The following is an 11662-nucleotide window of genomic DNA, read 5'->3' on the forward strand; positions in this document are numbered from 1 at the left end:
GTATTAGTTGACCACTACAGCCCCAGCGCAGCGCTAACGCCGTTGTTAATCTGTTCAGTGCTGATATTGCTGGCGCTCTTTTTACCGTTCTCCTGTCGAATTATCCCAGCACATAGCGCGGCCAATGTGCTCGGATTGGTTACATCGATCTGGTCATTGGCACCAACGCCGAGCTGAGCGCAAATTGCCTTGATGTAGGCATCGGTTTCATTCTCTTTGGGTGGTGCATAGCGGGTGATTATCTCCCCGACAGTATCCAGACCGTGAAGCCTGTTGTATGACAGTAGGTTTTTCCCTAGCGCACGGATCCCATGTTCAGGTGTGGCAAACTTGGCAAAGCGTCCATCGCTACCGATCTGCCCTTCCCATGGGTTTTTATCACTGAATTCTATGTTGCCTGGGTTGTTGTTGTGCAGGCCAAGAGAACCGGAAGGTTTACCGGCGTACATATTCTCTTGTTGCTTATGAAGGGATTCAGCATAAACCGTTGCATCATCAGGATTATCAAAAACGCCAAGATTTTTGCCTGTTTTTTCGTATAAGGCGATGGCTTCATCATCAGATAACAGCTTTCCATCATCGCTTACGGTTGGTATTAAAACCTCACCATCATCGGTACCTATAGAAATACTTCTTACAGTGCTGATGCTCCCATCATCATTTTTAACCGTTGGCCGACTTAATAGATCGATGTTTCCAGCCGATACCATACCTTTTGTAGTTCCTGGTTGGCCGCCGTATTTGCTGCTTTCAGATGCCCTGGCCACTCCGCCAAGGTCTGACGGTTCACCATTCCAGGCTATGTACCCCAACGGGTCGTTAGCGATCCAGGTATCAAGTGCGGCGCTTGCGGCCCTCTCTTTAGTTTTTACCTTCTGTGCAACTCTCCACTCGTCCGGCATTCCGTAGACATCGGCATATTGGTCCGTAGCATCAAAGCGAGATTTAATCACCTCTGCAAACGCTGTAGGGTCATTCCATAAGCCACGCGCCTGAACCTCTGCCAGCTCATTACCAGATGTGTATACCTGCCCCTCATACTGCTGCTTCTGACCGACCTCATACTGGCGGAATTTATTGCCATAACTGCGGCCAAGCGGCTGGATCTGTTGGTCGAACATAGGGTGCAAATATTCGGGTATGGAATTACGCATCTCGGCGGCTTTGTCTGAAATCTCTCGCGCCCGAGCTTCACCTTGTCCAATGGCATTCTTACCCTGCAGTGTTATCAGACCGTTCTGTGGGTTGTTGTATCGGTCATCAGCAAAAACAGAAAACTGATTAAGCGTATCCTGCATGTTGGCCAGATCCCGCTTCTGCTTATCCTGGCCGAGTACATTCAAGTAGTTGTTGCCAGTTTGGGCCAATTGCTCGCCTAAGCCCTGCTGTGGCAACCGCAGATTAACGTTGTTGACCGGGGCCATTTCTGGCGCTGTTTGGCGTTGATAGATCGGTACTGTTGGCATGGAGCTATTCTCCTACTTGCTGTAATGCTTTGCGGATGAGGCCGCGGGCGATGTCTTGGAGGGATGGCGCAACACCAAGGGGTGATTTACTGCGTTCCTGCTCTTGAAGGCGTTTCATCGCCTCAACGCAGTCATGCTCGATAAGTATTGGTTTAGGGTTAAAGCGGGTATTTTTCATGTATGCATTCCCATAGCTGGTTATGCATACAATGATACTCCAGACCAAAAAACACGCAAAATAAATTACCCACAAAAAACCAAATAAAGAGAAAATATTTCTAAAAATAATTATAAATAAAGAATTTTATTGCACAGAGTTATCAGGTATTAACCATTTGAAAGTGATGGATAACGTAATGATTTTGCGTATAAAAAATGATAACTATTGTGATGAAGGTTGGTCTGGTGGGATTCTTGCGAAGGTGTGAACCGCCAAGCGGCGGGTGATCTGCTGTGTGACTTGCCGTGACCAGTCATGCTTTATCATGTGACACGTCACAGGTGAGTCTGATATAAAAATCTCATGGGCGCACGTTCCGCCATAGCTACCATCGTTCATGGCCACCGGTAAGGCAGTGGCTTGAAGATTGTGCGTCAGGATTGCTCACTCACAACCTCCTAGGTTCGCTCAATCTTTCCTGTCAGGCGTTCGATGATCGGTATAAATACCTTCCAATACCGTTCCTCCAACCGGAACAACTGCCAGCGTTTACGCTCGAACGTTTCCCACCTCATGCCCTTGGGCTTTGCGAATTGAAAAGGCGTCTTGACCAGGTTCATTAGGTCCGGTGTGTCATAGCCCCAGATGGCAAGGCGCTTGCTTCTGATTAACCGGCGCATTCTGGTTATCCGATCCTCGCTCTGGCTGGCGTAGTGAAGCCCCCAGCACTTACGGCAGGCGATATTCTTACGCCCGATATGGAGCTTTGCGCATCGCTGGTGGCAGTGAGGGCATAGATACCAATGCCGCACACCATAACTGGCCTTGGTGGTTGTCAGTGATAGCCTGAACGAATGCCCGTTGATGGTGGCCGTGTATCCGTTGTCGCTTCTGGCGATCCACAACGTCCCACTTTCGGTGGTGGTGTAGATAGCGTGGCCATCTGGCACATCTGCCAGATCCCGGCGCATATTCCCCAGGAACGTCAAGCCAATGCGGGGGAGTGCGTCTGTGTAGCTCCTGGTTTGCTCTCTCATTTTCGCAATCTCCAGATTTTTGAATACGAAATAATATGGGAGTTAAAAGAAATGCGAATCGTGCGCAATCAGGCTTATCCCTGTTGTGGTGCGGCTTCTAGCCCAATTTGCGAATTGCTTTATGTTTCGTTTTACGGGCCTGTGAATCCAAAGAAATCGGGTTAGCGTCCAAGTGGTGAGGGGTGGTGTTCTGTCGGGCAGTAGCAAGGATAACTACATCTGCGCTAGCAGCCTGCAAAGTAGAGTGCTCAGTACACCTGTAGCTGAGTTCAAGTTCAGCACACGTACCTTGTGACATAAAATCTTATATGGTGATGTGGCAGATACATTTGCCAGAGAACAAAAACCCACCGAAAGGTGGGTTCAGAGGTTTGGCTGATGTATACGTATCGACAAGTAGTACAACCCTAGCAGGGTTGTCGTGACTAAGTTCAAAAGCACTGTTGAATAAATGAATAAAAACATAACCTTAAAACATTTTAGCACCACCGGTGATGAGTGCAGAATAATAAAGTTAATGACAGAATCAGTAAACAACGATACAGCTAAACCAAAACCAAAAACGGAAAAACTCAACAAAGCAAGGTATCCGAACAAGTAGCAAAGAAATCTTCTTCTCTTAAGAGGTACAACAAGCCAGTTTTCTCGATATTGCTCTTTTATTGTTGGCGGAGTACCAGCCATTAGTTCATCTATGGCTGGATTAGAAAAAGTTGCCACCGCAGCCAACGCTGCGATATAAAACCCTATCAAAACCTGCAGCAGTCCGTTTACCTGCGGAACAAGCCCTCCCTTTCCTAGAATGCTGAAAGGAACACTCATCACTCCATAACAAATAGTTAACATCAGAGCGCCAAGCACAGGGTAGCCGAAATCATACTTCCATTTTTCATCATGCCTAATTTTCAGGTATCCGAGTGGGGCAAGCAATTTCATATGTCGCTCCTTGAATCATGCGTTCAAAATTCTCACCATCTTCTCCCTTAGATCTTCATGGATTTGCTCTTCACATTGACCAATCCCATCAGGAAGGATGACTTTCTCCATTTTTGTGAATAGCTTAGTCGCTGCATCTTCCCGCACATCAAAGTCTAAACTGGATTGTTTGCCGTCTTTTGAGTAACTGATGCTAACTTTATTATAACCTTGCCTTTTTCCCCTTTCCCACAATGAGTTAAGAAGCCTAACTTTGCCTGTTCTTCCCGGTTGTTTTACAACCTTTAACCTGATGACTTTCTCTACAGTTTCAGTGTAGGGGTTCTTATCCATCCCATCGACTCTATTAGTGCTGATCAGTCGAATCCCTTGCAATCGAGATCCTGCCAAGCTTTCTTCTAAAGTCTGTGACGTATGCGAAATGACATCAAGCACCGGCCTCAGTTTGTACTTCCTATTCGTTAGCTCGCTAACAAACTCTTCGTTCTCGTAAGACGTACGCAAAAGCCAGTTAAGAAACGGCTCAAATACGCTCTTTGTAATGCCTGGTACACACTCAATTACAGTTTTATAGTGGTCTACAGAGCCTACATTTGGTTCCGTTTTGATAATAAAATGCGCCGAAACTGCTATCCCTTCACCTTCAAGTTTTGGTTCAACTCTTAATGTGCCACTCTCAAGATCTGCAAAAACCGGGTCTGCCATCCTCTTATCAGAAAGTTGCATCAGAAGAGTCAACGTACCTTCTGCTTCGTCATATCTAAATTGAGAAACGCGTAAGGCACGCGATCCACTCTGATACATTTTTACCGCATTACCATTGTTGAATAGATTAGATACACGCGGAATAATTTGCTCAATAGGTAACCCAGGAGCCTCTTGGTGACTCGGTTTTATACGAAAATCAAAGGTTCCCACCCATCTTTCCAAGTCTGATAACACTATAAACATCCTTATTGATGACCACTTTTAGATCAATCTAATAGTAGATATGTTTATAGATCAAGTGGAACATAAATAACTGTATGTATATACAGTATATCATTGTATGAGAGGGGGCAAAACGGTTTTACCTATTGATTGCTGGCGCAGCCTCATGCAGGTGGTCACGCTAGCCACAAGCTAGGGCAAAGTATTTTTGTTGGTTCAAAACGGGCACTTGTTGGTTCAGTGTTAGTTCAAAATCAAAGTAAGGTCCCTTTAGAAACAAGCGCCTTTACAAATTGAACCAACTGAACTGACTGAACCAACATGTTTTATCGCACGTAGAGACTTTATTCTTCTGACTGTTCTCCGTCTGGCAGGTGGTGGATCACGTACACGTTAATCTGTCGCCCGTCGATACGCGGTGATTTCCGTTGAAAGCCTCTCCCACTGGCTGGCGGTGTCAGCATCCCGGTCCCTGCCAGCGCCTTGGCGAAATGCTTGGAGTTAAACCCTCGCGCTATTTCATCCTCAAACGCTGCCGGGAACGTGTAGAACACCATCGAGTCACAATCATGTTTACCCTTATCCCTGTATCCGGCCAAATCACGAATAGGCAGGCTCTGCGGGTCATAGGGCAGCGGGGCAAAGCGGCTCAGGCCGTAGGCATTCAAGAAGGCTTCCGTTTGCTCGATAATCTGTTGGTGCTCTTTGTTGCCGGTGCCGAACTCTTTGATCCAGGCGTTAAAGTTGTGCTGGATCGCGTCCCGGCACTCCTGCGCATCCCAACCGGTAACAACACTCCCGAACAACAGCGCCGCCTCAAGCACAGCGAACCGCGCCGCTACCCGGTGAACCTGCTCCCCGTAGTCTGCCGGTATCAGTGAGCGCCAACGTTCCTCAGCGGCTCTGACTGCGGAAATGGCCTGTTGCTGGTGGTCGGCAAGGTGCTTAATCCAAAAGCGACCAGCGGCCCCGTAGTTGTGCTGATAGGCATCTTTCAGCGCGTCGGCGTGGGCCTTGCCGTTGGCCGTCTCATGGTGCTGTTGTGACTTCTCCAGCGGGATATTCAGCAGGCGCACCAGTTGCCCCGCCTTCACCTTGCGTCCAGCAGTGGCGATGAAGGTTTCAATGTCCATTTCCCCGGTACTGAGCGCCACGGTACGCCAGCGTTTCAAATCACGGTTGCCGCCCTCTTTGGCTCCTTGCAGCTTACCGACGCCGTTAAACAGGGTGTAGGCCGATTTCGCCACGCTATCCGGATCAGCGCCTTGCCCTACCTCATCCAGCGGCATCAGTCCGTCATTGTGCGCGGCGGCCTCGTTGGCTATCCCTAACGCCGTACCGAACCACGTCAGGCGCAAGGCGTCAGGCTCACCGTACAGACTGCTGGCAATGTTGGCGGTGGTAGTCTTACCGGCGCTCGATTGCTCGTAGAAGTGAATGCCGAACCCGTCAGTACCGGCCAGCCCAATGAGAGGGGCAGCCAGCGCTGCACCGATACCGGCCATCATGGAGGGATTACCACGGGCCAAGCGTGCCACCGAATCCCGCCACCCCTCTGGCGTTCCCTTGACGGTGTACCCGGCAGCGGCAGCACTGCGACCATTGAACAGCACCGGCTTGTCAGGTGAGCCAATGACCTCACCATCTGGCATGATGTATGCCCCACACTGCCAACCTGTAGCCTGCGCCACGCGCCAAATCTCATGAGAGCCAGCACGTTGTAACCAATCGGCCAGGGTGGCCCTGAGTGCGGTTTTCGTGGTCACATTCACCCCGCCCGCTTTCAGGGTGCGCCAGCCTTCACGCTCCCCGATGTCGGCTAGGGGAATAGCTGCGGTTGTTGGCAGGGTTTCGCCTACCGGTAGCCAACGGATAATCAAGTATTGGTCTTTGTCATCCCGGCCAGTGCCGATCACTTCCAATGGTGAACACAACCACGATTCATTGTTGATCACCTCACCGCTCACCTGGTATACCTTCGGCGTGATCCAGAAAATGCCATCCTTGCGGCTTTCAATGCGAGGTTTTAGCGGGTCAGCCTCTTGGCTGTCTTTTTTACCACCCTCAATGGCTTTCAGTTGGATGCCCACGCCTTCCCCCTTGTGCTGATACTGCGAATCGTTAAATGCTTGTGTAGCGGCTTCTAGGCCTTTCTGTTGGCGGTAATCGTCCCAATCAGCTTTATACTCTGTCGGTGGCAAGGATACCCATCCAGAAACAGCACTGGCGGCTTTCTCTGCGCCTATCTTCCCGCCGTTCTTCTTCGGTTTGCCGTGTTCGTCCAGTTCACCCGGTGCGTGCCAATCGTTATCCCCGGCAATGATGATCTGCGCATCGGGATACTTCCGGCGCATTACCTCCGCAACGTGCAGAAGATTACCGGCATCGATAGCGGCCACCGTCAGCGCATCAGGGCGCATCAAGTGGGCGGTTAAGGTAGTTGCCAGCCCCTCGGCAATAATCACCGCCTGCGGCTGTTCTGGGGCGTTTACGGCATGGTATGCGCCGCGCTTGGTGCCATCCGTTACCTGCCTTTTCTCACCATCGGGGGTGATGGTCTGTGCTGCCGTAACTGCGCCGGTTTCGTCGGTCAGTACCACCAGCAAGCGGCCATCTTTCAGGGTGGGGAAGGTGAAACCGGTCAGCCCCTTGGCCGCAAGGTAGGCCGATCCCCCCATCGTGGCACTGTTACATAACGCGGTATAGCGACGATTGAACCGCTGGCGCTTTTGCTCCAGTTCGGTGGCTTCTGCCTGCTGGCGATCCTGCTCACGCTGTTGACGCTCGGCTTCGATTATTGCCTTGCTCTGGCCGGTGGCCTCTGGTGCTGTATCTGCTGTCCGGTAATCAATACCCAGCACATCAGCGACCATCCGAGCGGCTTCGGTGGCGTCGCACCGGTTCACCTTCTGGATGAGGTCTAACCCGTCACCCGCTCCGCATTGGTTGCAGAAATGCGAACCGCGCCCGTTATCATCGAACCGAAACCGGTCACGCCCACCGCAAGCAGGGCAGGCCACTTGTGCTCGTGGGCTGGCGGGAACGTCGATCCCCACCATCGGTAACACATCAGGCCAGCGGTTAGCTGCTGATTTGGTCACTTCGCGGATAAGGTCAATGTTACGCATCAAGCAGTCCCCCATGGTCTAGTACGGTCTGCGTACATCTCTTTCTTTATGCACTGCCAGACCACCAAGCCCCGTGGTGTCAGGTTGTCATTGTCTAGGCATTTGCTAATCATTTGAATAACTAACAGATCCAACTGCGGGCAATTCAGCCTTAATGCCACCAAAAGGTAAGAGTCAACCAAGTCACGGATGCCAGGCACACCCCCCATAATGGCAACATAGCTCGCTTGCCCATCCATGCCAAAATCGAACTTGCCGCCCTTGTTCTGCTGCATTACGTGCCGATGCACAGCAACCGCATACTGGTTTGCGAGGGCATTCAGACGAGGACTATTAGTGATGAGTTTCATTAGGCAAACCCTCCGCGAGGTAAGCCTGCAAAAATCCCTCATGCAACTCATTCAGTGTGTCGCGCCCGAAAGCCGATATTCCGTGAATATTGCCGTCAATAATTTCAAGCATATGCTGATAGAACTTGACGGTAAGCCTTGCGCCCTCTTCAATGCCGTGGCGTTCAATACCCATACCCTCAATGTGATTCGCGATAGCCAAGCGCTCAATCTTCCGACTCGTCACCATACCGCCGCGCTGTCCGTAGAACTCCTCAGCGCCATTCAGAGCGACCAGTTCGGCAACATAGGCATCAGCCACCAACCAGCGATAAAGCATCACGAGGTTATGTGTAGAATGGTTCTCTGGGATGCCTGCCCACTCGGCTAGCAGTCGTAGTGCCAAAGAACGATTGTCATCCCACTCGCCATCATCAGCACGTGTCAGTACCTCAGAGAACGGGATTACTTCCTGTTCGTGGTATTTGTTATCGCTGTATTTCTGGTACAACTTCACGCCATCAGGGGTGGCTTCTGCGTAGTATTTTCCTGATTGTTCAGGCACTTTTTGGAAAGGGATAACGTTATTCATTCTGCCTCTCTCGCCTCGCTATCATCTGATGCGGCGGCATCCTCGATCGCTTCGTTACACTGCAATTTACTTAGAAGATTGCTGCCAATATTTTCTGCGGCATCGACTAAAAAGCTCTGGCGCTCGGGATCATCAACATCGTTGATCGTGCGCAAGATTGCCAACAGGCACTCGGTGTCATGAATCAGTGCTGCGGTGAGAAAATGAGTTGTATTAGTCATGAGCTTTCTCTCCGACAAGGGTAAATTCAGACTCAAAACGATTGAGCGGATACGTGCATTCAGCCTGATAACCAGCCCGGACAAATATCACACGATTGAAAATGCATGATTTAATGGTAATGATCTGGCCGCGCTTATCTTGATAGCGTTCTTTTGGCATCGGTTTACGCATGACTCACCTCCTGAACCGGCAGGCGGGCGGCGAATGACAGGATAAAGTGAGGGGCCAGCACTTGGCGGGCTTCTCGTTCGGTATGCGCCTCTACAGACATGCGGCAAGGTTTGGCCTTGCTGTCTGTACGGGATAACGCCAGAAAGCGCCAGGTGAACTTATTCGGGGTGAGAGAATTCCGCCCGGTTAAGGGTGTGATATGATCTGACATAGCTACCTCGATACGTGCTTTATCGTTGGTGGTGAGAGGCCCGATGAGTGGTGAGACACTTCCGGGCTTCGCTTTACTAAAAGCTATGCAATGGTGTACATTGATAACCTCAAATCTCAATATATACCGGTGAACACCAATGTCAACCAAAGAAAACCAAAAAGAGCGGCACGTAGTACAGCTTCGCCTTGATGTGGATCTATCAGAACGGTTAGCCGTCGCAATGAAAGAGGATGGTGACGACAATAAAGCTGGCTGGATTAAAAGACTGCTTCGCCGGGAACTAGATAAGCGCGGCATCGAGCCAAAGGGCTGACCTACGAAAGTTTCGTAGGTAGCCGACTCGCTCAAAGATAGTCGCCCAGCATCCACGGTTATTTCGGTGTGGTTATCCTGTGGTACTGCGATATGTTGATTTTGTTCGTGACTCAGATTTGAGCAATGACCCCAAAGGGTGGCATTCGCAATACTGCCCTTTTTCATTAGTGCCAATCCACCAGCGTAACGGCAACGGGTGCCTGCCAGGGGAAAGGCTTTTTTCTGGCTGACAAATTGGTTATGCATGGTCAATCCCTAGTCGTTTCGCCATCCAGCGTTGTGATAACCGCACCAGTTCGGCCTTGCGTTGCTGATAGTCCTGCCCTAACTCAATCAAAGTTAAGTTGGTTCTTTCCAGATAGGTGAGGTGGTCCAACTGCTCCGCGCTCATGCTATCGCGTGGTTCACCGTCAATGCCGTTTATCTGCGCCCACTGCTTGGCCGTCAGACCGCCCAGCACAATCTTGGCGATCATGTTGCTTTCGTTGTTGTAGTGATGCTGTAGCGTCTGCTTACCCTGTTCGGCGCGGGCAGAATCCAGCGCAGCGCACATTGGTTTAAACAGGTTGGCGGCACCTATGCGGGCTTTAAGTTGACGGCGGAACCGGGCGGCCACTTCTGGCGCACTGAGCTGCAATGCTTCCTCGCACTGAATGAAGTAACGTCGAACAGCACGGCCTTGCTCGTTACGCTCCACCATCGCCAGCTCTTTAGCCATACCCAGGGATAGGCCGTAATCCTTACTGCGACGATCTCCCCCGCGCTTAGATACCCACCCGGTTTTCTGTTGGTCAATATCTGCGCTTTGATTCCTGTAATTTGAGGAATCAAAAATTACATAGTCAGTGCCAAGCACGAAGCCATATTCATCAATTCGGAGTTTTAACCAGGTGGAGAAGTCATTGCCCACGCCTAGCGTTTTATGCAACGCCTTGGCGCTCACAATGTTGCTTTTACGCCCGCTAATTTGGCCAGAAATTACCGGTACCAAGGCGGAAAAGTCATTGCCGTTAATACCGCTACGGCTTTCCTTAGGGTGAGTTTGGCCCCGGCCAGTGTTGGCCGCTTTTTCAATTTCCATTGATTATCCCTCGTTAAAGCTTTTGATTGCTGCCGATAAGCATTGAGTACAAATCACCTAAATAGTTGGCAATAGTTAACACCAGAAATTCTTTATCAGGCGATATTTTTGCGCGATTCAGCAATACGTTGATTGACCCATTCGTCAATCTCGCTTTCAACAAAGGCAATGGTTCGAGATCCGATCTTTACGGACGTAGGGAATTTACCCTGGGACATGAGGCGATAGATCCAGGCTTTGCTGTAACCAGTGCGGCGCTGAACATCTGGTAGTCGGATGAATGATTGTGCTATTTGTGTCATGTAGCCCCCTGTATACGATTATTGTCTTTAATAGACTTGCCTTGTTTTACAGGAAGAGAGAATGAATTACTTTTAATCTCATTAAAACGGCAAAATCAAGGAATTTACCATTGAGAATGTCATAACAAAAATGGGCCAAACCTCCCTGTAATTGTCATGACAAACCCAGTACAGAATGGTGTCACTTTGTCCCAAACTGACCAGGTAGAGCATCAAAGCACCGTTGAATCGTTTTCCTATCAATATCATTATTAATAAAATCAGCTCTCATAAAGTTATATACTCCAGAAACAACTTTTTCATTACCAAACTCTCTAAACAGCTTTAGTAATTCAACAGCCAGTGCTCTTTCCTGTAGTGTGTCATCGTTTCGGGTGGTAACTATATACTTTTTCATATCATCTATTTTTTTAATGTTTGCTTGTAGTATCGAAGCATCATTATCAATATTATCTATATGTAAGAATTTAAAAACATCATGCCCCCTAACCTTGAATAGTTCACTTAGTGCGGACTTATATAATTCAAGGGCTTCACCTCCGTTAGCATAAGCCTCCTTAAGGTTTCCTGATACATACCCCCAGATAATACGCAATAACCTTTGTTGAAATAGCAAATATTGAGAGTAAAAGTGATTATGTTCATCATCACTAAAATCGTTGAATGAATACCAATAAGCATACTCATCCTTTTCATTATTTTTCTTGGCTTTTGACAACAGACTAGAGATAACCCTATATCTAGCATATCTTTTTATGTCTATACCCGTGATCATTGAA

13 protein-coding genes and 2 pseudogenes are annotated in these 11662 nt (G+C 49.2%); 1 reads left to right on the plus strand and 14 read right to left on the minus strand.

Translation table 11 applies throughout. The features are described 5' to 3' along the window. Positions 1-17 precede the first annotated feature (17 nt). The 11 genes and pseudogenes from U869_RS32950 to U869_RS31210 form a co-directional block, all read right to left on the minus strand. Positions 18-440, minus strand: a pseudogene (locus U869_RS32950) (hypothetical protein); the annotation flags it as partial. A 1030-nt stretch (positions 441-1470) separates the two neighbouring features. Continuing rightward, positions 1471-1644, minus strand: coding sequence for a hypothetical protein (locus U869_RS32460; protein WP_171407030.1), 174 nt, complete (start codon positions 1642-1644; stop codon positions 1471-1473). A 440-nt stretch (positions 1645-2084) separates the two neighbouring features. Beyond that, positions 2085-2663, minus strand: coding sequence for a hypothetical protein (locus tag U869_RS0128090; protein ID WP_025123874.1), 579 nt, complete (start codon positions 2661-2663; stop codon positions 2085-2087). A gap of 363 nt (positions 2664-3026) precedes the next feature. Then, complete coding sequence (locus tag U869_RS0128095; protein ID WP_025123875.1) at positions 3027-3599, minus strand: hypothetical protein; 573 nt, start codon at positions 3597-3599, stop codon at positions 3027-3029. Positions 3600-3614: 15 nt separating this feature from the next. Continuing rightward, positions 3615-4541 (minus strand): hypothetical protein, encoded by a 927-nt coding sequence (locus U869_RS0128100; protein ID WP_051588722.1) that lies wholly within the window; start codon positions 4539-4541, stop codon positions 3615-3617. Positions 4542-4873: 332 nt separating this feature from the next. Continuing rightward, entirely contained in the window at positions 4874-7657 is a 2784-nt protein-coding gene (locus U869_RS0128105) for a TOPRIM and DUF927 domain-containing protein (RefSeq protein WP_025123877.1), read from the minus strand. After that, positions 7657-8007, minus strand: coding sequence for a hypothetical protein (locus tag U869_RS0128110; RefSeq protein ID WP_025123878.1), 351 nt, complete (start codon positions 8005-8007; stop codon positions 7657-7659). Before U869_RS0128110 ends, U869_RS0128105 begins: the two co-directional genes overlap by 1 nt. Next, positions 7991-8578, minus strand: coding sequence for a hypothetical protein (locus U869_RS0128115; RefSeq protein ID WP_025123879.1), 588 nt, complete (start codon positions 8576-8578; stop codon positions 7991-7993). The genes U869_RS0128110 and U869_RS0128115 overlap by 17 nt, the downstream gene beginning before the upstream one ends. Next, the gene (locus U869_RS0128120; RefSeq protein ID WP_025123880.1) at positions 8575-8799 is read right to left on the minus strand and encodes a hypothetical protein; all 225 of its coding nucleotides are present in this window, start codon (positions 8797-8799) and stop codon (positions 8575-8577) included. The genes U869_RS0128115 and U869_RS0128120 overlap by 4 nt, the downstream gene beginning before the upstream one ends. Then, positions 8792-8971, minus strand: a complete 180-nt coding sequence (locus U869_RS0128125; RefSeq protein WP_025123881.1) for a DUF4222 domain-containing protein — start codon at positions 8969-8971, stop codon at positions 8792-8794. Before U869_RS0128125 ends, U869_RS0128120 begins: the two co-directional genes overlap by 8 nt. Beyond that, positions 8964-9182 (minus strand): host cell division inhibitor Icd-like protein, encoded by a 219-nt coding sequence (locus tag U869_RS31210; protein WP_029988556.1) that lies wholly within the window; start codon positions 9180-9182, stop codon positions 8964-8966. The genes U869_RS0128125 and U869_RS31210 overlap by 8 nt, the downstream gene beginning before the upstream one ends. 139 nt (positions 9183-9321) lie before the next feature. Here U869_RS31210 and U869_RS32465 point away from each other — a divergent pair, with 139 nt between their 5' ends. Next, positions 9322-9498 (plus strand): hypothetical protein, encoded by a 177-nt coding sequence (locus U869_RS32465; RefSeq protein WP_184280512.1) that lies wholly within the window; start codon positions 9322-9324, stop codon positions 9496-9498. Positions 9499-9738: 240 nt separating this feature from the next. On the opposite strand, the gene U869_RS0128140 is transcribed toward U869_RS32465, so the two are convergent. The 3 genes and pseudogenes from U869_RS0128140 to U869_RS0128150 form a co-directional block, all read right to left on the minus strand. Further along, entirely contained in the window at positions 9739-10581 is an 843-nt protein-coding gene (locus tag U869_RS0128140) for an antA/AntB antirepressor family protein (RefSeq protein ID WP_025123882.1), read from the minus strand. Between the two features lie 95 nt (positions 10582-10676). Next, the gene (locus tag U869_RS0128145; RefSeq protein ID WP_025123883.1) at positions 10677-10874 is read right to left on the minus strand and encodes an AlpA family transcriptional regulator; all 198 of its coding nucleotides are present in this window, start codon (positions 10872-10874) and stop codon (positions 10677-10679) included. A gap of 190 nt (positions 10875-11064) precedes the next feature. Then, a pseudogene (locus tag U869_RS0128150) lies at positions 11065-11662 on the minus strand (hypothetical protein); the annotation flags it as partial.

It is taken from the genome of Serratia sp. H1w (assembly GCF_000633355.1).
Lineage (GTDB): Bacteria > Pseudomonadota > Gammaproteobacteria > Enterobacterales > Enterobacteriaceae > Chania.